Annotated in this window: 22 protein-coding genes; 8 read left to right on the top strand and 14 right to left on the bottom strand. The window is 45.6% G+C overall.

Annotated features, from left to right (window positions below):
• Nucleotides 1-59: 59 nt before the first annotated feature.
• The 6 genes from HMPREF9064_RS0109575 to mobA all read right to left on the bottom strand — a co-directional run bounded on the left by HMPREF9064_RS0109575 (nt 60) and on the right by mobA (nt 5,895).
• Entirely contained in the window at nt 60-296 is a 237-nt protein-coding gene (locus tag HMPREF9064_RS0109575; RefSeq protein ID WP_032998210.1) for a recombinase RecA, read from the bottom strand.
• Nucleotides 297-434: 138 nt separating this feature from the next.
• Nucleotides 435-2,099, bottom strand: a complete 1,665-nt coding sequence (locus tag HMPREF9064_RS00740; RefSeq protein ID WP_006719702.1) for a fructose-specific PTS transporter subunit EIIC — start codon at nt 2,097-2,099, stop codon at nt 435-437.
• A 4-nt stretch (nt 2,100-2,103) separates the two neighbouring features.
• Entirely contained in the window at nt 2,104-3,045 is a 942-nt protein-coding gene (fruK, locus tag HMPREF9064_RS00735) for a 1-phosphofructokinase (RefSeq protein WP_032998025.1), read from the bottom strand.
• Nucleotides 3,046-3,047: 2 nt separating this feature from the next.
• Complete coding sequence (gene fruB, locus HMPREF9064_RS00730) at nt 3,048-4,586, bottom strand: fused PTS fructose transporter subunit IIA/HPr protein (RefSeq protein ID WP_006719706.1); 1,539 nt, start codon at nt 4,584-4,586, stop codon at nt 3,048-3,050.
• A gap of 113 nt (nt 4,587-4,699) precedes the next feature.
• Nucleotides 4,700-5,221 (bottom strand): hypothetical protein, encoded by a 522-nt coding sequence (locus HMPREF9064_RS00725; protein ID WP_006719709.1) that lies wholly within the window; start codon nt 5,219-5,221, stop codon nt 4,700-4,702.
• A gap of 86 nt (nt 5,222-5,307) precedes the next feature.
• Nucleotides 5,308-5,895 (bottom strand): molybdenum cofactor guanylyltransferase MobA, encoded by a 588-nt coding sequence (gene mobA, locus HMPREF9064_RS00720; protein ID WP_006719710.1) that lies wholly within the window; start codon nt 5,893-5,895, stop codon nt 5,308-5,310.
• A gap of 74 nt (nt 5,896-5,969) precedes the next feature.
• On the opposite strand from mobA, the gene HMPREF9064_RS00715 reads away from it, so the two are divergent.
• The 5 genes from HMPREF9064_RS00715 to HMPREF9064_RS00695 all read left to right on the top strand — a co-directional run bounded on the left by HMPREF9064_RS00715 (nt 5,970) and on the right by HMPREF9064_RS00695 (nt 9,195).
• A complete protein-coding gene (locus tag HMPREF9064_RS00715; protein WP_032998027.1) occupies nt 5,970-6,236 on the top strand; it encodes a YihD family protein in 267 nt (88 codons plus the stop codon).
• A gap of 21 nt (nt 6,237-6,257) precedes the next feature.
• Nucleotides 6,258-6,875, top strand: a complete 618-nt coding sequence (dsbA, locus tag HMPREF9064_RS00710) for a thiol:disulfide interchange protein DsbA (protein WP_006719714.1) — start codon at nt 6,258-6,260, stop codon at nt 6,873-6,875.
• Nucleotides 6,876-6,933: 58 nt separating this feature from the next.
• Nucleotides 6,934-7,263 (top strand): MaoP family protein, encoded by a 330-nt coding sequence (locus HMPREF9064_RS00705; RefSeq protein WP_006719716.1) that lies wholly within the window; start codon nt 6,934-6,936, stop codon nt 7,261-7,263.
• A 73-nt stretch (nt 7,264-7,336) separates the two neighbouring features.
• Complete coding sequence (trmA, locus tag HMPREF9064_RS00700; RefSeq protein ID WP_032998212.1) at nt 7,337-8,434, top strand: tRNA (uridine(54)-C5)-methyltransferase TrmA; 1,098 nt, start codon at nt 7,337-7,339, stop codon at nt 8,432-8,434.
• A gap of 2 nt (nt 8,435-8,436) precedes the next feature.
• Nucleotides 8,437-9,195 (top strand): class I SAM-dependent methyltransferase, encoded by a 759-nt coding sequence (locus tag HMPREF9064_RS00695; protein WP_006719719.1) that lies wholly within the window; start codon nt 8,437-8,439, stop codon nt 9,193-9,195.
• A 6-nt stretch (nt 9,196-9,201) separates the two neighbouring features.
• Here the strand turns inward: HMPREF9064_RS00695 and HMPREF9064_RS00690 are convergent, their stop codons facing one another.
• The 3 genes from HMPREF9064_RS00690 to brnQ all read right to left on the bottom strand — a co-directional run bounded on the left by HMPREF9064_RS00690 (nt 9,202) and on the right by brnQ (nt 12,567).
• Nucleotides 9,202-10,383, bottom strand: coding sequence for a glutathionylspermidine synthase family protein (locus tag HMPREF9064_RS00690; RefSeq protein WP_006719721.1), 1,182 nt, complete (start codon nt 10,381-10,383; stop codon nt 9,202-9,204).
• 2 nt (nt 10,384-10,385) lie between these two features.
• Nucleotides 10,386-10,916 (bottom strand): DUF1190 domain-containing protein, encoded by a 531-nt coding sequence (locus HMPREF9064_RS00685; RefSeq protein ID WP_032998214.1) that lies wholly within the window; start codon nt 10,914-10,916, stop codon nt 10,386-10,388.
• A 322-nt stretch (nt 10,917-11,238) separates the two neighbouring features.
• Nucleotides 11,239-12,567, bottom strand: coding sequence for a branched-chain amino acid transport system II carrier protein (gene brnQ / locus HMPREF9064_RS00680; RefSeq protein WP_006719726.1), 1,329 nt, complete (start codon nt 12,565-12,567; stop codon nt 11,239-11,241).
• 279 nt (nt 12,568-12,846) lie between these two features.
• Between brnQ and HMPREF9064_RS10075 the strand changes: the two genes are divergently transcribed.
• Nucleotides 12,847-12,981, top strand: a complete 135-nt coding sequence (locus tag HMPREF9064_RS10075) for a hypothetical protein (RefSeq protein ID WP_269148704.1) — start codon at nt 12,847-12,849, stop codon at nt 12,979-12,981.
• Nucleotides 12,982-12,993: 12 nt separating this feature from the next.
• On the opposite strand, the gene glmU is transcribed toward HMPREF9064_RS10075, so the two are convergent.
• Nucleotides 12,994-14,361: a bifunctional UDP-N-acetylglucosamine diphosphorylase/glucosamine-1-phosphate N-acetyltransferase GlmU gene (glmU, locus tag HMPREF9064_RS00670; RefSeq protein ID WP_006719730.1), complete on the bottom strand. Its 1,368-nt coding sequence runs from the start codon at nt 14,359-14,361 to the stop codon at nt 12,994-12,996.
• 82 nt (nt 14,362-14,443) lie between these two features.
• Between glmU and HMPREF9064_RS00665 the strand changes: the two genes are divergently transcribed.
• Both HMPREF9064_RS00665 and murQ read left to right on the top strand, forming a co-directional pair.
• Nucleotides 14,444-15,574: an anhydro-N-acetylmuramic acid kinase gene (locus HMPREF9064_RS00665; RefSeq protein WP_006719732.1), complete on the top strand. Its 1,131-nt coding sequence runs from the start codon at nt 14,444-14,446 to the stop codon at nt 15,572-15,574.
• A complete protein-coding gene (gene murQ, locus HMPREF9064_RS00660; RefSeq protein WP_006719734.1) occupies nt 15,571-16,485 on the top strand; it encodes an N-acetylmuramic acid 6-phosphate etherase in 915 nt (304 codons plus the stop codon). The genes HMPREF9064_RS00665 and murQ overlap by 4 nt, the downstream gene beginning before the upstream one ends.
• A gap of 89 nt (nt 16,486-16,574) precedes the next feature.
• Here murQ and lptD read toward each other — a convergent pair whose 3' ends face one another.
• The 4 genes from lptD to tal all read right to left on the bottom strand — a co-directional run bounded on the left by lptD (nt 16,575) and on the right by tal (nt 22,820).
• Nucleotides 16,575-18,920: an LPS assembly protein LptD gene (lptD, locus tag HMPREF9064_RS00655; RefSeq protein WP_006719736.1), complete on the bottom strand. Its 2,346-nt coding sequence runs from the start codon at nt 18,918-18,920 to the stop codon at nt 16,575-16,577.
• A gap of 65 nt (nt 18,921-18,985) precedes the next feature.
• A complete protein-coding gene (locus HMPREF9064_RS00650) occupies nt 18,986-19,546 on the bottom strand; it encodes a DNA-3-methyladenine glycosylase I (protein WP_006719738.1) in 561 nt (186 codons plus the stop codon).
• A gap of 193 nt (nt 19,547-19,739) precedes the next feature.
• Nucleotides 19,740-21,737: a transketolase gene (tkt, locus tag HMPREF9064_RS00645; RefSeq protein ID WP_006719740.1), complete on the bottom strand. Its 1,998-nt coding sequence runs from the start codon at nt 21,735-21,737 to the stop codon at nt 19,740-19,742.
• A 129-nt stretch (nt 21,738-21,866) separates the two neighbouring features.
• Nucleotides 21,867-22,820 (bottom strand): transaldolase, encoded by a 954-nt coding sequence (gene tal, locus HMPREF9064_RS00640; RefSeq protein ID WP_032998029.1) that lies wholly within the window; start codon nt 22,818-22,820, stop codon nt 21,867-21,869.
• Between the last annotated feature and the right edge of the window lie 33 nt (nt 22,821-22,853).

Consider the following 22,853-nt stretch of genomic DNA (forward strand, 5'->3'; position numbering starts at 1 on the left):
TACCCTGGTTGGCACGCATAAGAAGACGCGCGCCATCAGAGTAAGCCACTATCTTAGGGCTAAACCTTGCTTTTTGCCCAATTCACTGCCGTTTCAATAGCGTTTCGGGCTTGTGGGCTGTTGCGCCAACAGGTTGAACCGGTGATTTCTGCACCGCGTTGAAGAATGAAATCCGGGCTGGTAGCTGCCAATATTTTGACGTCATCCAACCCCATTTCCATCAAACGTTTTAAGATCGTTGGGCCAATGCCTTTTTGCGACAGAAGGTCGTGTTTTTCAACTTCACTAAATGGCATATTATCTTCCTTGTGAGGTAAAAGTGCGGTGGATTTTGAAAATGTTTTTTTAGGTTCTGCCGTGGGTAATAAATTACCCACGGTTACACATCCTTCAGCCCCCTTGGGGCCGATTTTAAATTCCCCGATGGGGAATGATTAGGCTTCCACCTTTGGTTTAATCATCGCATAAACTACGCCGGTCAACACAGAACCAATGGCGATGGCGCCAAGGTACATAAGCGGTTCGGAGACGAACGGAATCACAAATAAGCCGCCGTGTGGCGCTTGTAAGGTAATGCCTAAACTCATGGAAATCGCCCCCGCAGTTGCACCACCTAGCACACTGCTGATAATCACGCGTAGTGGATCTGCCGCCACAAATGGCAATGCCCCTTCGGAAATAAAACAGAAGCCAAGCACGAAAGAGGCTTTACCCGCATCACGTTGATTGGAAGTGAATTTACTGCGCGCTAACCAAGTGGCAATCGCCATGCCGATTGGCGGCACCATGCCTGCTGCCATTGCCGCTGCCATTGGGGTGTAAACCTGAGAGGCGATCATGCCCACGGAGAAGGTATAAGCCGCTTTGTTTACCGGCCCTCCCATGTCGATACACATCATGGTGCCGATAATCACGCCAAGCACCATGGCATTCACATCGCCCATGGATTTGAGCCATTCACTCAACGCCGTCATGATTTTCGCAACAGGCGGGTTAATGAGATAAATCATGGCTAAGCCGACAATGAAAGACCCCAATAACGGCAAAATTAAGATCGGTTTAAGGGACATCAGGCTTGGTGGTAATTTAATCACATTATTAAGCCCTTTCACCACATAACCCGCAAGGAAGCCGGCGATAATTCCGCCTAAAATCCCCGCGCCTGCGGTCGTCGCCAACATCCCGCCGATTAACCCCACGGCAAGTCCCGGACGGTCGGCGATGGAGAACGCCACATAACCTGCGAACACCGCAATCATTAAGTGGAACGCTGCTCCACCGCCGATATCCATTAAGGCTTTCGGCAAGCCACCCGCGATGTTTTCGTCTTTGAACGCTTCAATACCGAACATGAAGGAAATGGCGATAAGCAAACCGCCTGCCACCACCAATGGCAACATATGCGATACGCCTGTCATTAGGTGCTTATAGACGCCTTTCTTCTCGCCGCGCTCTTCGGCTTTCGCCGCGGATGTTGCGCCGCCTTCGTAAATTTTGGCGTCTTTAAAGGCTTTATCGAATTCTTGCGCGGTTTTCTTCAACGCAAGTCCGGTGGAGGTGCGATACATTAATTTGCCTTTGAATTTGTCCAACGGTACGTCAATATCCGCCGCCACAAACACCAAATCCGCTGTAGCCACTTCTTCTGCCGTGATTTCATTGCCCGCCCCCACTTGTCCGCGGGTTTCCACTTTCACCTGCCAACCTTGTTGTTTGGCGTAGGTTTCGATAGCCTCGGCAGACATGAACGTATGTGCGACGCCTGTCGGGCAAGCAGTCACCGCCACAATATTTTTCATTTTACCGTTAGAAACGACCGCACTTTCAGCAGGCGGAACATAATCCTGCGCCTGTTGAATAGCCTGGTCTAACAAGTTTTCGGGTGCGTTGAAATGTTCGTCAATTTTTGCCAAAAACACTTTTTTGCCACTGAATTGAGCATTATTGGGTAAAACATTCCCCAAAACGATGATCAGATCCGCCGCCTCGGCACTGTCCACAATTTGATGTTGCGCTTGCGCGGCTTTGCTTAGCATTTCACGCAATAAAAAGGCCTTTGCATGACCGAAGTTGGCGGTTGGGGTTAAATAAATATGCATAAGATTATCCCTCAATGACAGTAATGTTGACATTGTTTAAAATTGGTTCAAGCAAAGTGCGGTCAGAAATGCCCACGTTACTTTGCGACACGGCAAAAGCGGACACCGCACTGGCAAAGGCAAGGGTGTCTTTTTGCGGAAGGTCGTTAATTAAACCGTAAATCAAGCCCGCCACCATAGAATCGCCCGCACCCACGGTACTCACCACATGTTCACATCTCGGTGGTTGTGCCTGCATAATTGCCTCATCACTCAACCATAAAGAACCATTCGCCCCCATGGAAATAATCACATGAGCAATGCCCTGTGCTTTTAATTTTTTGGCGGCAGACACAATTTCTTCCAGTGAATTTAAGGTATAACCCACCCAGGCTTCTAATTCGCGGTGGTTGGGTTTCACCAACCAAGGCCGTGCGCTTAAACCTGCGGTTAACGCGGCGTGGCTGCTATCCAACACCACTTTTACGCCTGCCTGATGGAGTTGTTTTAGCCAATCAGCAAACAAGTCCGGCGTCACGCCTCGCGGTAAGCTACCGCACACGGCAACAATGTCGAAGAATTTGCAATACGCAAGAGAATCCGCCACAAATTGTTGCCACGCACTTTCACTGATTTCATAGCCTAAAAAGTTTAAATCGGTAACATCCGCGTCGGTTTCGGTAATTTTCACGTTGATACGAGTTTTGCCCGGCACGCGTTGGAATTTATCTTGTAATCCCAGTTTGTCGAATAAGGCAACAAAATCTCCTTGGTTGTCTTCACCGAGAAAACCGCCCACCGTGACGTCAATACCCAAATCTTTTAACACTTTCGCTACGTTAATGCCTTTACCCGCAGGAAAAAGCCCGAGGGTTTCCACGGTGTTGACTTCGCCCAATTCGATACGTTTTAAACGCCCGACCAAGTCATAAGCGGCGTTTAAGGTGATAGTTGCGACGTTTGCCATCATTATTCCCCTAATCCTGCGTTAATTGCTGCACCGATACCCTCAATAGCTTGTTGTGCTTGCTCCCCGGTGGCCAAAAAACGTAAACGATGGCCTTTCACTACACCTAACGCCACCACTTTCATCAGACTTTTTGCGCTGACCAACGGCGTATCGCGATCGAGATTTTGTACGGCAATATTGGCGTTATATTTTTTTACTTCACTGACTAAAATCGCCGCTGGACGGGCATGCAATCCATGTTCATTTTTTACTTCAAAAATGCCTTCCACGGATTCACTCGGATTTTCCACCGCACTTTCACCACTTGGCGCAGAAATTGCCGACGCAACTTTCTCCATCACTTCAATGGTGTCCGGTTCGCTTGGTGGTATCGCAGAAATAGTTTCGCCAAGCCCTGACGCAATCACTTTACCAATAGCTTCAACTGCAGCTTGTGCATCATCGCCTTCTGCCACAAAACGTAAACGATGCCCCTGAGTCACCCCCAAGGCGACAATTTTTATCAAGCTCTTGGCGCTCACCGGTGCGCTGGCTCGGGTAAGATTTTCCACGGTAATCTTAGAGGTGAATTTTTTCACTTCATTAACCAAAATGGCGCTTGGTCGGGCATGTAAACCATGTTCATTACGAATAGTAAAGGTACCGACAACGCTGCCGGCAGCCACAGACGGCGCGGCGGAAGCAGTTGAAGTCGTCTGTGTCGTCGCTTGCGGAATTGCCCTGCCTTTTAATGCTGCAGCAATCTGTGCGCTATCGCCGTTTAACAAGATTTGCTGTACCTTGGCATCTAACAGACGGGCTAAAGCTTCGTCAATTTGCTCGTTGGCATAAGCCACCGTTACCACGCCATGCACAATTTTATTATTCAAATTAAACGCCTGTTTTGCGCGACTGAACGCCAACCCATTCTTTTGGTTTCCTACGGCGGCATCGGTTACCCATAGGCCTTGCGCCAACGGCAATGCCGGATTGGCAATGACTTCCGAAACGTACTGATGATTGACCGCACTTTGTTGTTCTAATTTGCCGGCGTTAATGGCGATTAAAGTGAGCAAACTGCTGGTGTCCACATCTAAGCTAATGTTTTCATCAACCACATTAAATTCGTCCGCTTCGCCCATTAAAATGGCGCGGAATTTTTTCACATCGGTGAGAGTGGCTAATCTTGCAGCGGTGTCTTCATCGCCGAGAACATGAGTCAGTTGACGTAGCAGTGCCAAATGTTCGTCAGAACGGGCCGCAATGCCGATCACCACATAGGCGATATTACCTTCGCCCCATTCAATCCCTTGTGGAAACTGGAAAATCTGCACACCGGTGTTTTTTACCATACTACGGGTTTCTAACGTGCCGTGCGGAATGGCGATACCATTCCCTAAAAAGGTCGATGTTTGTTGTTCCCGCCCTAACATGCCTTGTAAATAACCGCCTTCCACATAACCAGCCTGTTCAAGGGCATTTGCCGCCAGCGTAATGGCTTGCTGTTTATTATCGGCACTCGCCGCCAAATGAATGTTGCTTTCGGGTAAATTAAACATTCTGTCTCCTTGTTTCTACGAGGGTATAAATTGGGTGCTGAATATTGCAAAAACCTTTCAGCTTGGTTTTAAAAATACAAAAAACTGCCGGTAAAAACCGACAGTTTTGTAAATTATTTTCCGGTACACAATTTGAGTAATTGCTCGGAACCTTGCACGATATATTCGTCATTTTCAGACCGCACTTTGTCTTTTTTCAAATCTAACATGGCGTCATAAATACCTTGGGTCGCGCTCGGCGTATCGATAAGACTCCAGCATTTGGCATTCAGTTTGCCAAAATTATTTTGCAACGCCGAGGCATGTACAACGCCGCTGTAGTAGGCATAAACATCGGAATCCTGTCCTTGTGGGCTATACAATTTTTCTTTGATTTGTTCAACAGGCACAAGAATTCGGCCTAAATACCAATCATTGGCACCACTGGCGAAAGAATTCACATTAAAATCGCTGTGCACGCGCCCTTGGTAGGTTGCGACCGTAGCCTCATACGCGGTGGCGTAAGATTTTTGGTCAATTTTATCTTCGTCTAAGTCAATGACCGTTTTTTTGTCACCCATGAAAGGCACATACGAGGAAAGGGAACAAGCGCTCAATAAAGAGGCTAGGAAAAGAATGGAAAGTTTCTTAATCATAAAAATCCTTGAATTTCGGTGGAAGAAAACAAACTAACTCAAGCGTGGCGCTCATTATACTGTTTCTACGGTGCGCAATAAATAGCTCACGAGGATTGCACGTTAAACTGCAGTAACTCATCCAATGTGTTGATATTGGTAAACGCTGCCTTATTTTCTGAGAAATCCACACTCACCGCCCCGTTTTGGCGCATAAACTGCAACATTCTGCGCTCGCCAGTAGCCAAATAAGCCGCAAGTTTCTCTTTTAAGCTACGCGCCATTAAACAGAAGGTCGGATGTTCACGCTCACCATCATGCACATACGCAATAGAAACGCCGTGAAAAACCACCGCACTTTTCAATTTTTCCAGTAAATTGTCCGGGAAGAAGGGGCTATCACAAGGCACAAATAAGACAAAATCTGTCTCAGATCGTTCCAGCGCGGTCAAAATCCCACTTAACGGCCCTTGAAAGCCTTCGATATTATCGCCAAACACCGGCAATCCGGCGACAGCATAAATGGCCTGATTGCGATTGGCGTTAACAGAAATATGTTCCACCTGCGAATGCAGGCGATCGTAAATAAATTGAAATAACGGTTTTCCCTGCAGGGGCTGCAAGCCTTTATCCACACCGCCCATGCGTTTTGCTTGCCCACCGGCTAAAATGACTGCGCTAATTGAAATTGTCATGCTTCTTTGTTTTCTTATGAAGTTAATTCAAGTATGATCCCGCTCGTTTATCTCACAATAATAAGGAAATGCGTATGAAATGTCATCGCCTGAATGAAGTGTTGGAACTTTTACAACCTTACTGGTCTAAAGACCCCGATTTATCATTAATGCAAATTATGCAAAAAATTGCTGACGAAACCGGATTTGATAAACCTCTCGCAGAACTATCTGATGAAGTCATCATTTACCACTTAAAAATGGACGGCAAAGATAAATTCGAGCCAATTCCCGGCATTAAAAAAGATTACGAAGAAGACTTTAAAACCGCGTTATTAAAAGCGCGCGGTATTATTAAATAAATCGATTATTAAGGATAACAAATGAAAAAATGGTTATTTTTAGCGCTGACAGCAGCGCTATCTGTTTCTGTTCAAGCAGCTAACTTAACGGAAGGTAAACAATATGTGGTGGTAGAAGGGCAACAACAGAGTGCACAACCGGAAGTATTAGAGTTTTTCTCTTTTTATTGCCCGCATTGTTATCACTTTGAAACCCAATTTCACATTCCACAAAAAATTAGCGAGAGCCTGCCGGAAGGCACGCCATTCAAGCAATATCACGTGAATTTTTTAGGTCGCCAATCTGAAAACCTCACGCGCGCGTGGGCGTTGGCCATTGCGATTAAAGCGGAAGAAAAAGTCAAACTGCCATTATTTAAAGCAGCACAAGCCAATACATTGAGTTCGATGAACGACATTCGCCAAATCTTTATTGATAACGGCATCTCTGCCGAACAATTTGACGGCGGTATCAATAGCTTCGCGGTAAACGGTTTAGTCTCCAAACAGCAACAGTTAGTGGAAAAATACCAAGTGCGTGGTGTACCCGATTTCTATGTAAACGGTAAATATCGTGTAAACATGGAAGGCTTGGCGCATGATGAAAACACTTTTGTGATCGAATACGTCGAAACCGTAAAAGGTTTATTGCAAAAATAAACAAAAATTGGTTTAATGCCTGCCGATTTTATTTTCGATACCTATTTTAGAGGATTATATGGCTGAGAGTTTTAGCGTAACCCGTCGTTTTTTTGACGACAAAAACTACCCGCGCGGCTTTGCCCGTCACGGTGATTACACCATCAAAGAAGCACAAGCTTTAGAACAATACGGACAAGCCTTCCGCTCATTAGATTCAGGCGAACGTAAGCCGGTAACCAAAGAAGAAAAAAGCTTTGTTGCATTCTGTCGTGGTGAACGTGCTGCGGAAACTTTCTTCGAAAAAACCTGGCAGAAATATCGTAGCCGTATCTCCACCAACAAACGCCTTTACACCTTATCCGGTGTGGTTGGCGTGGACAATCTGGACGACTACTCGGCAGACTAATCACTTAAACAACAATCAGAAGGCTTGGGATTCCGAGCCTTTTGTTTTTACGACCGCCAATTCCATGAATGCTATGCTTAATTTACCCGTTGATCGTTACGCCAAATTGCTCGAAGAAAAGCAACAAAAACTGACCGCACTTTTATCGCCATTTGATGCACCTGATTTACAGGTGTTCGCCTCGCCAACGCAGCATTTCCGCATGCGGGCAGAGTTTCGAATTTGGCACGAAGGCGATGATTTCTATCACATCATGTTCGATCAACAGAGCAAACAACGTTATCGGGTGGATAATTTCCCTATCACCAGCGAACTGATTAATCGCATGATGACGGCATTGTTACCGTTGTTAAAACAGCAAATGGTATTACACCACAGACTGTTCCAAATCGATTATTTAAGCACGCAAAGCCAACAGATTATCGTCAGTTTGTTGTATCACAAAGCCTTGGATGAAAATTGGCAAACCGCTGCGCAAACCTTGCGTTCACAACTCCAACAGCAAGGTTTTAACGTGCAAATTGTCGGACGTGCCAGCAAGCAGAAAATTTGTCTGGAACAAGATTATGTAGATGAGATCCTACAGGTACAGGGCAAAGACTACATTTATCGCCAAGTGGAAAACAGCTTCACACAACCAAACGCGGCAGTAAACAGCAAAATGTTGGAATGGGCGGTAGATTGCACTCGCAATAGTCACGGGGATTTATTGGAGCTTTATTGTGGCAACGGCAATTTTTCTATCGCGCTGGCGCAAAATTTCCGCAAAGTGTTGGCCACAGAAATTGCCAAACCTTCGGTCGCCGCCGCGCAATTTAACATCGCAGCCAACGAAGTAGAGAATTTACAAATTATTCGTATGTCTGCCGAAGAATTTACCCAAGCCATGCAGGGCGTACGCGAATTTAATCGACTAAAAGGCATTGATTTGAAAGCCTATGAATGCAACACCATTTTCGTCGATCCGCCACGCGCCGGCTTAGATGCGGAGACCGTTAAACTGGTGCAACAATATGAGCGCATTTTGTATATTTCCTGCAATCCGCATACGCTATGCGACAACCTGAAAACACTCAGCCAAACCCATCGCATTGAAAAAGCCGCCTTGTTCGATCAGTTTCCTTACACGGAACACATGGAAGCGGGCGTTTGGTTAGTGAGAAAGGGATAAACATGAACATCCAACTGCTCTGCGAAACCAAAACACCGCAAAAATCCACCACACTTTTTGCCGAAGCCGGCTTAACACACGATCCGAATAGCCCGTTGGCGTTAGTATGGACAGAAGCGGAAGGCACAGAACGCTTGGAATTACGCAAATTAGACGAGCCAAAATTAGGCGCAGTATTTGTGGATTTTGTCGGCGGCACCATGGCACATCGCCGCAAATTTGGCGGTGGACGCGGTGAGGCGGTGGCAAAAGCGCTAGGTATTAAACAAGATAATTTGCCGACGGTGATTGACGCGACGGCAGGCTTAGGGCGTGATGCCTTTGTATTAGCGTCACTTGGCTGCCAAGTGAAACTGGTTGAACGCCACCCGGTCGTACGTTTGTTGTTACAAGATGGCTTACAACGTGCTTATGCTGACGAAGAAATCGGTCCGTGGATGCAACAAAATATGCAACTTTTGCCTTATCAACACATCAATCAACTGAATCCTGACACGGATTTCGCGGATGTAGTGTATCTCGACCCGATGTACCCACACAAAGCCAAAAGCGCCTTGGTGAAGAAAGAAATGCGTGTGTTTCAACATTTGGTCGGTGCCGATTTAGACGCCGATGAACTGCTTACGCCAGCACTTCAATTGGCTCGTCAGCGCGTTGTGGTGAAACGTCCTGACTATGCCGATTTTCTCGCGCAAAAAGCACCGCACTTTTCACGCGAAACGAAGAATCATCGCTTTGATGTGTATGTGAAACACAACTAAGCCATTTTATTCCACGAAATAATGAGGAATAAAATGGCTGTCGTTGCCGGTGACGGCGGTGAAATCTTCCCGCAAGCCCATGCCGCATGCCACATCGCCCACCACCCAAGAACCAATGACCGGATACATCCCATCAAAATTCGGTAACTCAAATTTCTGCTGATAAATATAGCCTGCATTGGCATAGAAATTTGAATGTTCACTGCCTTTGGCGGCAAATTCCAAGCCGTTGCTTTTTTCATAATAAAACACGTTAGCCCCTTCGCGACCTAATAACGGCTTTTTCACCCAAATAACATTGCGATCCGTAATGTCGTGTCGATTGAAATAGGTTGGCAATAAATACGGATGGTTCGGGTGTTTTTGCCAGAGTTTAGCAAGCAGCGCTTTATTGCTCAGTAACAATTTCCATGCCGGTTCAAAAAATTGCGTTGCACTGTTTAACATGTGCGGTGCGTATTCAGTAGTCGTCATCCATTCTAACGGATACAATTTGAACAATGCTTCAATGGGTTGATTGTTGAGATCGACAAATTGTTGCGTGTCGTTATCGTAGCCGATGTCTTCAATGGTCAAGCGGTGAATATGCCAACCGGCGTTATACGCCACATCCGCAAGATAATCCAAATTGCCCCAATCTTCCCGTCCGGCATCCGCCATCGCAGCAAAATGGAAACCGGTTTTGCCGCTTTGCTGTTGCAACACGGAAAAACGGGTAATCAATTCTTCATGAATCCAGTTGAATTGATCACGATTTGGTAAACCTTCCGCTTGCTCCAACCACTGCCATTGCACCACCGCGGCTTCCAATAAAGAGGTCGGCGTATCGGCGTTATATTCAAACATTTTGAGATTGTCACCGTCATAACCGAAATCAAAACGGCCATATAAGTACGGTGCGTTTTCACGCCAAGATTGCTCAATTAGATTTTTTTGTAAATCGGTAAAGCGATAATGTTCGTAATCGCCTTGTTTTACTTCATCGGCGACAAAATCCATGCACATGGCATGCAATTCGTTAGCGGCATCTTCAATTTTGTCGATTTCTGCCAACGTAAATTCGTAGGCAACATTGTCCGACCAATAATGCGAGCCATCGGTAGAAGGCAGATTGTAATAATCAAAGCCCACCTCAAGCAGCTGTTGCACCATGTCGGGACGGGTTGGAATGCCGGTGATACGTTTCATGATTAACCACCGCCACTTTTATTGGTGTTACTGCTACTAAACCCACCGCGTGAAACAGGTTTGCTGTTTGCGCTGCCGGCACCGCCCTTAACCAACACCGGCTTACCCACAGAATGGTTGCCTTGCGGTCGAATAATTTGCCCGGTTGGTGTCGAAACGGCGCGATTATTTGGATTGTAACTCGGGCCTAGAAAACCACTCATGGCTTTGGCGATCATATAACCTGCCGCCGCACCGGCAATGGCGCTGCCGATAGAAGGGCCTTCATCACCACTGGCTGTGGTAGTTGGCGTGGCATTATTGTCGCCGGCAACCGCGTTATTTTCGCTACTCGCCACACTGCCATTATTATTTGCCACAGGACTCGTGTTTGTGCTTTGAGATTTATCCTGTTCGCATAATTCCGGTCTAATCCAGTCCGCAATGCAATCGTCCAGACTGTTGTACACATCGCGTTGCACTTCATCTTCCGAGCAGCCACCCAACAGCGCTACCACGGATAATGTCACTAAAATTTGATTTTTCTTTTTCATCATAAACGTTACTAGAAAGTGTTTACTTTCCCCTTTTCATCGTATCTAAAAGACGTTTTCTGTCATACCAAAACATTGAGTTTGAATGGCGCTATCATAGCACAGAGTTACTGCAGCAATGAGTGCGGACGAGAAATTAACCGCATTAAAAATTCAGTTGGGAAGCGCAAACAGAACACTTCCCAACATTTGCAGCAGTAAAAGCAAAATAAAAAACACAGAAAAAACTGACCGCACTTTCAGTCATAGCCTAAAGTGCGGTCAGTTTTAAAAATGTTTTTTAGAAAAAAACGGCGAACCTTTTAGATTCGCCGTCACTATATTATTCCATCTCAAAAGTTTCACTACGTTGTCGCTGAGGCAACACAAGAGATAAACCGATACCAACCAGTGCCGGGGTAAGCCAAGAAAGCGAGTACTCAGCAAACGGCAGATGGTGAAGGAAATCCGTTAACCACGCTAATTGATAGTGATCTGCAATGACCCCAGCAAGAGAAATTGCCGTCACCAACGCAATGGTAAGTTGCATACCAATTTTGGATAACGCAACAAATTTATTCACGATAATCAGCAACACAATGGCAATCGTGATCGGATAGAGCACCAACAACACCGGAATAGAATACTGAATAATTGCGCCCAAGCCTAAATTTGCGATACCGAACCCAATCAAGGTAAACAGCGTAGCATAGGTTTTGTAACCCAACTGAGGGAAACGCTCACGGAAAAACTCGGAAACGGCAACAATTAAACCGGCTGTCGTGGTAAAACAAGTCATGGTCACCATCACAGCCAAGAAAATTTGCGCATTAGCCCCGAAAATGACTTGTGTTGCTTGAGAAAGAATATACACGCCTTTGTTTGTGTCAGATGCCATCACATCCGCAGGCACAGGGAAATGGTTGCCCAAATACGCCAAACCGATATACAGCAGACTAAAGCCTAACGCCACCACAAGACTCACTAGCCACACCGTAGAAACATATTCTTGTTTATTTCGGAAACCGAGCTGCTTCAAGGTTTGTACCGCCACCACGCTAAATGCTACGGAAGCCAAAGCATCAAGGGTGTTATACCCTTCAATGAATCCGGTACCAAAGGCAGAGGTCGCATAGTCGCCAAGGGCAGAAGATGGCGTTGTATCACCGTATTGGAAAAAGCCTAATGTGACTAACAATACGATAAGTAGAGCAAAGATCGGGGTCAAAATACGGCCGATGCTGTCGAGAATTTTAGACGGATTTAACGCGATCAAATAGGCTGCAATAAAATAAATAACCGTAAAAATAATCAACCCGGTAGCACTAAACGATGCAGGCAGCATAGGTGCTACACCCACTTCATAGGCCACCGTTGCCGTACGCGGAATCGCAAAGAACGGCCCGATGGAAAGGTAAAGCGCGACTAAATATAAGGTGGCAAACCAAGGAGCGATTTTTATCGAAATTTCATACACATAACCTTTCGGGTTAAGCGTACCAATCACCAAGGTGAGAATGGCAATGCCCACGCCGGACAACACAAATCCACTAATCGCTTGCCAAAAATTCTCTCCGGACAAGGCGCCTAGACTTGGTGGAAAAATCAAATTTCCCGCACCGAAAAACATTCCAAATAACAGTAAACCTGTCAACGTTGCTTTTTTGATCATAATTTTATTCTCTGTAATTAAGGTGGCGGGAGTATAACACCCTAAATAAGACCGTCAAATTTTGTACAACAAGAAAGGGGCAATGTAGATAAAATTAACATTTAATGCTGTTTTTTTAGGCATTAATGTTTAAAAATGTGATCTGCTTCCCTGTTTTTCAATATCATTTTTGTACACTAAAGATATGTCAAAGGAGCGACAAACTCTCTACTGGGGATTTCGGTGACAGCCTAAAACAATGGGTTGCCAATGTTTTAATAGCGGTGCATGAGAAGATGAATGTCTGCCATGCAATGGGTCACATCCCGAGGGCAAAGTGCGGTTGGAAACATCAACGTTTTTAACCGCACTTTTTTATCCAATACTATAAAAAAAGAGCAACATTGCCCAAGCCTGTTGCCCTTTGAAGCGTGAAATCAATTCGACTTATTTCTTCTTCGGTCTTTCCCAGCCTTGCACGTGTTTTTGTGGCACGCGTGTGGTCACCAGTTCATCTTGTTTCACGTTACGGCGAATAGTGGAGCCGGCACCAATCGTCGCACCGCTTTCAATGGTCACCGGCGCGATAAGTTGGCTGTCGGAGCCGACAAAGACGTTATCGCCGATAGTGGTTTTAAATTTATTGGCACCATCGTAGTTACAGGTAATCACGCCCGCGCCGATATTACAATTTTGACCAATTTCCGCATCGCCCACATAGGTTAAGTGGTTCACTTTAGAACCTTTGCCGATTTGTGCTTTTTTAATTTCCACAAAGTTGCCGACATGGGTGTTTTCTGCCAGTTCGGCGCCCGGACGCAAGCGGGAGAATGGGCCGATAGCCGCATTGGCGCCCACGATAGCATCTTCCAGTACGGAATACGGTTTAATTTCTACATCATCGCCGATGTCACAGTTTGTCAGCACGCAACCGGCACCGATTTTCACGCGATTTCCCAACCGCACTTCGCCGTTTAAAATCACGTTAACATCAATTTCAACATCCTTACCGTGAGTCAAGTTGCCACGCAAATCAAAACGCTCAGGATCTAACAACATCACGCCTGCCAACATCAGTTTATCCGCTTGTTTACGCTGAAAATAACGTTCCATACGCGCTAATTGTTGACGGTTATTGATACCTTCAACTTCCATAAAATCCTCAGCTTGTACTGCAACAACAGCGCGTCCATCACGATTTGCTAAACCAATGACATCTGTAATGTAATACTCGCCTTGCGCATTATTATTGTCTAACTGAGCAAGCCATTTTTTAAAACTCGCGCCGTCAGCAACTAAAACCCCCGTATTGATCTCCCGAATCTCCCGTTGTTCCGGTGAGGCATCTTTTTGCTCCACAATACCAACGACTTTACCGTTTTCACGTAAAATTCGGCCATATCCTGTTGGGTTATCCAATACCACCGTTAAAACAGCAACGCCATTTTCAGGCTTGGCATCAATCAACTTTTGCAAGGTTTCAGGGGTGATCATCGGTCCATCGCCGTACACCATCAAAATATTTTCATCATCAGCAAAAAACGGAGCAGCCTGTTGCATGGCATGGCCTGTGCCGAGCTGTTCTGTTTGCAAAACCCAATTCACCGGTTCAGCCGCCAAACGCTGTTGCATTAAATCGCCACCGTGTCCGTAAACCAAATGAATATTGCGCGCGCCAAGTTGTTTCGCTGTGTCAATAACGTGTTTCACCATCGGTTTTCCCGCAATCGGATGTAATACTTTGGGTAAATCGGAATACATGCGGGTGCCTTTGCCGGCCGCCAAAATGACGACGCTGAGTGCTTGAGTTGTCATAAAAATGTCTCTTTTGTTCGCTAAAAATTGCGCGCTAGTATATCATTCTTGCCATTTCGAGTTAAGTTAAGGATAAGCCGCCATGCAACAAGAATATTATCTCGGCATCATGTCCGGCACTAGTTTGGACGGCGTGGACATTGCGCTAATGGCATTTGGCGAAAAAACGCAATTTATCGCATCACAATTCACGCCGATGCCGGCAGATTTGCGCCAAGATTTATTGCAATTAATTTCGCAAGGCAACAGCACATTGCAGCGACTGGGCGAATTGGATCAGCGCTTAGCCTTGCTATACGCTAATACGGTCAACCATTTTCTCACGAGCCATCAACTGCAACCGCAGCAAATTCGCGCTATTGGCTGTCACGGGCAAACTGTTTGGCATGCACCGCAAGGCAATTTTCCGTTCACCATGCAATTAGGTGACATGAATCTGCTTGCTACGCGCACCGGCATTGATGTGGTTGGGGATTTTCGTCGTAAAGATATGGCATTTGGTGGACAAGGCGCCCCGTTAGTGCCTGCGTTTCATCAAGCGTGGTTTTATGATGAGAATTGGGCAACGGTGGTACTGAACATCGGTGGTATCAGCAATATTTCCGTCCTGTTTCCTCATCAACCGATTATTGGCTACGACACCGGCACAGGCAATGCGCTGATGGATGGTTGGATTGAACGCCATCTCGGAAAATCTTATGACGCTGACGGGCAATGGGCAGGTAGCGGTAACGTGCGAGCAGAATTATTGACGGAAATGTTGAAAGAACCTTATTTCCAACAGCCACCACCGAAAAGCACCGGGCGCGAATTGTTCAATCTGGTATGGCTTGAAAAAACATTAGAAAAAACCACCGCACTTTTAGGTGAGATCCCGCCACAAGATGTACAGGCGACCTTATTGGAATTTACCGCACAAAGCATTGCACTCGCATTAAATCAACTTGAAACGCCATTACCCCGCCGTTTATTGGTCTGCGGCGGTGGTGCAAAAAATGGCTTACTGATGGCGCGATTACAATCGCTATTACCACAATGGCAATGCCGCCCGACTAATGATGAAGGATTGGATGCAGACTACGTGGAAGCTGCCGCCTTTGCTTGGCTGGCTTATCGCCGCATACACAACCAACCGTCTAATTTGCCAAGTGTGACCGGCGCCAAACGTGCGGTCAGTTTAGGTGCAATTTTTCCTGCGGAGAAACAGGCATGAGTGAACACAATTTATTAAAAACGCTTGAAACGATGTTAAGCGAACAACGCAATCCAAACACCTTGCACATTGATGCTTTGTCATCGTTAGAGGTTGTCACGTTGTTAAATAATGAAGACAAACAAGTGGCTTTCGCCGTGGAGAAAAATCTGCCACAAATCGCACAGGCGGTAGAACACATCGTGGTGGCATTTCAGTCTGGCGGACGCTTGGTTTACATGGGCGCCGGCACCAGCGGTCGCCTTGGGGTACTGGATGCGTCCGAATGTCCGCCAACGTTTGGCGTGTCGTCAAGCATGGTGGTTGGATTAATTGCCGGTGGAGAAACCGCATTGCGTAACGCGGTAGAGGGTGCGGAAGACAATCGTGAAGCAGGCGAACAGGATTTACGTCATATTCATTTTAGTCGCAAAGATGTGTTGGTTGGGATTGCAGCCAGTGGGCGTACGCCTTATGTCATCGGCGGATTGCGGTATGCCAAACAACTCGGCGCCACCACGGTTTCTCTAGTCAGCAACCCGAACGCTATCATGAGCGAAATCGCGGACATTGCCATCACCACCGCAGTCGGTCCCGAAGCCCTCACCGGTTCCAGCCGTTTAAAATCCGGCACGGCGCAAAAAATGGTGCTGAACATGCTCACTACCGCTGCCATGATTCGTCTCGGCAAGTGCTATCAAAATCTGATGGTGGATGTGCAAGCCACCAATCAAAAACTCAAAGCACGCGCCATTCGCATCGTCATGCAAGCGACTGATTGTGACCAAACCACCGCCGAACAAACCTTACACACCACCAATGGCAACGCTAAATTAGCCATCATGATGTTGTTGAGCAGATTAGATAAAGCGCAGGCAGAAGCAGTTTTAGCACAGAACAAAGGGCGATTACAGGACGCGTTAGTAGCGTAAAAATGCAGAGAAAAACGACCGCACTTTAATACCATATAAAAATAAAAAACGTGAGCTTATGGCTCACGTTTTTCATTTATCTCATACGGTTAATATAAGCTGAACGCTTGTAGATAAGGCAATTTTCCGCGTCTCATCATATTTTCGATACCGCTTTGGTGATCATTGCCGAAACCACGTAATTCAAAGGTCACGCCGATGGCATTATCATAAAAAATCTCATCATTTCTTTGATTTTGACGGTTTGTGACATAACGTCTTGCTCCCACACCAACACTCCAGCAACACGTGTTATATTGCAGACCAAGGTATTGTTCTACCGGTTTTTGCAAAGAAAGATCTTGGTAATAACGCCCAACGATTGCCCAGTTATCCGTTAATTCCCAACCGAATTGAATCCCTAACTGATTAATGTCTTGGTTATAGCCTTGAGCATTAGACGTTAAGTTTTGATCGATATATTCTTGACTCACATAACGATAATTTAACTGAATGACATTATGGTTCATTGGGTTAAATTCGATGCCGGTATTTGCTAAAGAAATTTGTTTTAACTGTTGGTCGTATTGAAAACTCGCACGCCAGTGCCATTGTTCATCAATCTTCCAGTTAGACTCAACCGCCCAGGAAGAAGATAAACCGGAGGTTTTATTACGTGGATCATCGTCAATGCGTGAAGATTCCAAATAATAGGTTTGTCCGGCGGCAACATTAAAACGCTCTTCTTTGTTTTCATCAAAGAAGCGCATCGTTCCGCCAACCGTCACTTGGTTGACCGAAGCAATTCGGTCTAAGCCGCTGTAACGGCGATCGCGGAACAAAGAGAAATAGTCTTGTTGCAATAATGAAGAATCGTATCCAAAGCCAAGGTACTCTGAATTTCGTTTGGAGCCGATATTGCTTTGGTTTTTATAAGGGCGATACAAATATTGCACACGCGGCTCAAGGGTCTGTGTGTAGCCGTCTAAGAAACTCTTATTGCTAGCCAATACGGTTTGGAAATCCGCTTTAATTTGTGGGATCACGCGAGTAACGTGATGTTCAACATCCTCGGCGTCCGCTGCATTACCCCGCTTTTGTTGGTAATGGGTTGCATATAATTTAGTTTCAAAATTTGCGCTACCATAACGATTCGACAACGTACTATTTAAACTTGGCTCAAGGTGGAAACGCCACGCTTTTGGCATGCTTGCACTGTCATTATCAAAGTGCACCGCTTGAGAAAAGAGTTTAAAATCGAGCTTATCGTCAAGCAAACCATTTTGGTAATAATTGAAATCAATTTGCGGTAACGCACGATAAGGCCCAACATCTACTTCATCAAAAATTTGGAATTGTTTGGCGGAAAGGGCGATATTGTAGTTCGGTTGATAATAGGCTAAACGCGCGATTTGATTCGTATAGCCATCGGTGCTGCTACCATAGTTGGAATCAATATCAGTAAAATAACGTTTGTCACTCACTTTGGTGTAATCAATATCTAAGCGCCAATCCTGTGCAAACGCCGCATTGTGTTTCCAATGGAATAAATGACGTTTACGGTTATCGCTGACATAATCACTTAAGCGGTCATCATTCAAATATTCACCAGCAATTTGCCCTTCACCCAAGGCACTAAGGTAACGAAACTCACCGTTAACTTGCCAACCACGGCGAGACATATATTTTGGCGCAATCGTGGCATCAAAATTCGGCGCAATATTCCAATACACCGGCTGGGCATAGAAATAACCGTCACGGCTAGAATGTCCCACAACCGGCACAAGTAAACCGGAACGACGGCGATCGCCAATTGGTAACTGTAAATACGGTGTATAAAATACCGGCACGCCATGTACACGTAAACGGGCATGCCACATTTCCGCATATTCTTCTTTGACATGTTGGCGCATTTCATTGGCGTAAATAGACCAAGCATTATCGTCCGGCAAACAAGAGGTAAAGGTGGCATTTTTCATCACACGATAGTCATCACGCAATTCCACACTTTCTGCGGCGCCACGGCCTTGACGATCCACTAATTGATAATTGGCATTTTGAATATCCGTATCTTTGTTGTTTAAATGCACTTTCGCATCATCACCCAAAAGATTAATTTGGTTGTCCCGGTAATCAAAACCACCACGCGCAAACGCATAACGTTGTATGTTATCGCCTTCACCTGTCTGTTGAATCTCCACTTCCGCAGATTGCAAATGGCGAACGCCTTGCTTGATATCTACGTTGCCTTTATAAACACCACCGTTAGATTGGTTGATTTCCGCACTGTCCGCCTCGATGTAAATCGGCAAATCATTTGGATTTTCGGACACCACCTCACCACTAAAGTGCGGTACGCCGGATAAACATTGTTTTGCTAAATCGGCGGCACTTGTTGCGCTATAAAGTGCGGTCAAAATTGACAGTGAAATTAAGGTATAAGCATTTTTCTTCATTGGACAACCATTTTCTAGCCAAATAATGGCGTGATTATACGGGAAAATAAGGGGGATCGCACTGTTTAATCCGGCGATTTACAGTGGCATTGATTCCAGTGATCATTCACCAATCCCATGGATTGCATAAAGGCATAACAGGTGGTTGGACCGACAAACACAAAACCACGTTTTTTTAACGCTTTTGACATTTCAATAGACGTCGGCGTTTGCGCCGGGACCACCGAAAGCTCGGGGACATCATTCATTTGCGGCTGATGATTCACAAAAGACCAAATAAAATCACTGAAATTCTCACCGCACTTTTTCATGGCAAGAAATGCCTGCGCATTTTTAACAATGGCTTCTAGCTTTGCTCGGTAACGAATCAATCCCGGATTTTGCATACATTGATCAATGTCTCCAGCCGTCATTTGGGCAACTTTTTCCGGATCAAATTGAAAAAAAGCGTTTCGGTAATTTTCTCGCTTTTTCAAAAGCGTAATCCAAGACAACCCCGCTTGCTGCCCTTCCAAACAGAGTTTTTCAAATAATTTCTGCTCATCAAATTGTGGTTTGCCCCATTCGTTATCGTGATAATCTCGATAAATTGGCAACTCCTCCGACCAAGCACAACGTTTTATCATACCACCTCTCTTTTATTCCTTTCGCCTCATATTACCTATCAAGAAAAAGTCTTAATCATTCTTTTAAAAGAATAAAATCCAACTAGGATAAAAATTCTGAAAGAAACGACTGGTCATTCATTTCATTGATTTGAATTATAAGAAAAAACCACCTCATACAGAGGTGGTTTTTTATTTAAAGTGCGGTCTGAAATTAAAGAATTTCTTTCGCTTTAGCGACCACGTTATCCACCGTGAAACCAAAGAGTTTGAACAATTGGTCTGCCGGTGCGGATTCACCGAAGCTGTTCATACCAACGATACGACCATTGAAGCCAACGTATTTGTACCAGAAATCGGCAATGCCTGCTTCAACAGCAACACGTTTAGTCACCGCGCTTGGCAATACGGCTTCGCGATAAGCCTCGTCCTGTTTGTCGAACACGTTCGTACTTGGCATAGAAACCACACGGATTTTTTTGCCTTCTGCGGTTAATTGTTCTGCGGCTTTCACTGCCAATTCCACTTCAGAACCGGTCGCAATGAAAATCAGATCCGGCGTGCCGGCGCAGTCTTTTAATACATAAGCACCGCGCGCTACGTTAGCTAATTGCTCAGAAGTGCGGTCCATTTGTGCCAAGTTTTGACGGGTGAAAATTAATGCGCTTGGGCCATCGGTTCTTTCAATCGCCGCTTTCCAAGCAATGGCAGATTCTACTTGGTCGCAAGGGCGCCATGTGTTCAAGTTCGGGATTAAACGCAATGCGGAGGTTTGTTCAACCGGTTGATGGGTTGGACCATCTTCGCCTAAACCGATGGAATCATGGGTGAACACGAACAAGCTGCGTTGTTTCATTAAGGCTGCCATGCGAATCGCGTTGTGAGCGTATTCCATGAACATGAGGAACGTTGCGCCATAAGGAATGAAACCGCCATGAAGCGCGATACCGTTCATGATTGCCGCCATACCGAACTCGCGTACGCCATAGTTGAGGTAGTTACCATCCACGTTTTGAGTCGCACGAATTGGTTTAGAGCCGGACCAAAGGGTCAAGTTGGAGCTTGCCAAATCGGCAGAACCACCAAGTAATTCCGGTAACACTTTTGCATAAGCTTCGATAGCATTTTGTGATGCTTTACGGCTTGCAATGCTTGCCGGGTTCGCTTGTAAATGGTCAATGAACGCTTGAGATTCTTTTGCCCAATCTGCCGGAAGGTTTTTCTCCATGCGACGGGTAAATTCAGCGGCTAATTCCGGATAGGCTTTCGCATAAGCAGCAAATTTTTCATGCCATGCTTTTTCTAGCTCTGCGCCTTTCGCTTTTGCATCCCATTGTGCATAAATATCAGCTGGGATCTCAAACGGTGCGTAATCCCAGTTTAGTGCTTTACGGGTTAATGCGATTTCTTCATCACCTAATGGTGCACCGTGGCAATCGTGAGAGTTGGATTTATTCGGAGAACCGAAACCGATAATGGTTTTACAAATAATTAAGGTCGGTTTATTGGTTTCCGCTTGCGCTTGTTTAATCGCCTCAATGATTTGTGCCGGGTTGTGACCGTCGATTGCCGGAACCACTTGCCAGCCGTAAGCTTCAAAGCGTTTTTGTGTGTCATCGGTAAACCAACCGTCAACATGACCATCAATAGAAATGTTATTGTCATCGTAGAAGGCAATTAATTTACCTAAGCCCAAGGTACCTGCTAAAGAACAAGCCTCGTGGGAAATCCCTTCCATTAAACAGCCATCGCCCAAGAAAACATAGGTGTGGTGATCCACGATGTTATGGCCGTCACGGTTAAATTGACCCGCTAACGTTTTCTCTGCAATCGCCATACCGACTGCGTTGGTGATGCCTTGACCTAGTGGGCCTGTAGTGGTTTCAACGCCCGGTGTGTAACCAAATTCAGGGTGTCCCGGAGTTTTGGAATGTAATTGACGGAATTGTTTTAAATCTTCAATAGATACATCGTAACCGCTTAAATGTAACAAGCTGTAAATCAGCATAGAACCGTGGCCGTTAGATAACACGAAACGGTCGCGGTTAGCCCATTGTGGGTTGGTTGGGTTGTGATGTAAAAAATCACGCCATAATACTTCTGCGATATCTGCCATGCCCATCGGTGCACCCGGGTGACCGGATTTGGCTTTTTGCACCGCATCCATACTTAAAAAGCGAATGGCATTGGCGAGTTGTTGACGAGTTGACATTGTGCCTCCTGATTGAGATAAATTGACAAAATAGGGTGTGCTCATAAAAAAATGCGGTCAGATTTTTCAGCGTTTTTAAACACGGAAAATGTCTACCGCACTTTTGCTTAATACATAACTAATAAACCATTACCATTTAGACAGTAACATCTCTTCTAATTTGCCTTGGTCAACGGCAAATTTACGAATACCCTCGGCCAGTTTTTCCACGGCCATGGCATCACTGTTATGTTGCCAATAGAATTCAGCTTCGGTTAATGGTTGCGGTTTAGCTTGTACTTCGCCTTGGAAACCCAGTTTTCTCACTACCGCATTTGGTGTTTCGTGTAGGGCTTTTAATAGTGGCGGAGCAATGGTTAAACGGTCGCAACCGGCTAATTCAATGATTTCGCCCACGTTACGGAAACTGGCGCCCATCACCACGGTTTTATAGCCATATTGTTTGTAGTAATTGTAAATTTTGGTCACAGAAATCACGCCCGGATCTTCTGCCGGCGCATATTCTTTTTTATCGGTGTTAGCTTTATACCAGTCTAAAATACGGCCTACAAATGGCGAGATCAAATAAACACCGGCTTCTGCACAAGCGCGTGCTTGCGCTTCGGAGAATAATAAGGTGAGGTTACAGTTGATGCCTTCTTTCTCTAAGATTTCCGCAGCACGGATACCTTGCCATGTAGAGGCGATTTTAATCAAAATACGATTTTTATTAATGCCTGCCGCTTCATACAACGCAATCAATTTTCTTGCTTTTGCAACGGTCGCCTCGGTGTCATAAGAAAGACGCGCATCCACTTCCGTAGAAACACGGCCCGGCACTAATTTTAAGATTTCCAAACCAATGTTGACCGCCAATTTATCTTCCGCATCAACAAGTTGCTGTGCTTTGTCCTGACTTTGTTGTTTACCATAAGCAATTGCTTCATCAATCAACGCCGCATATTGTGGTAGCGCCGCTGCACTCAGAATCAAAGATGGATTCGTCGTGGCATCTTCAGGTTTATATTGACGAATGGCATCAATGTCACCGGTATCGGCAACAACAACGGTAAGTTCGCGAAGAGAATCTAACTGGTTAGTCATAATGTATTCCTTTATTTGGAGGGTGGAAAAACG

Origin of the sequence: Aggregatibacter segnis ATCC 33393 (assembly GCF_000185305.1) — a bacterium.
GTDB classification, from domain to species: domain Bacteria; phylum Pseudomonadota; class Gammaproteobacteria; order Enterobacterales; family Pasteurellaceae; genus Aggregatibacter; species Aggregatibacter segnis.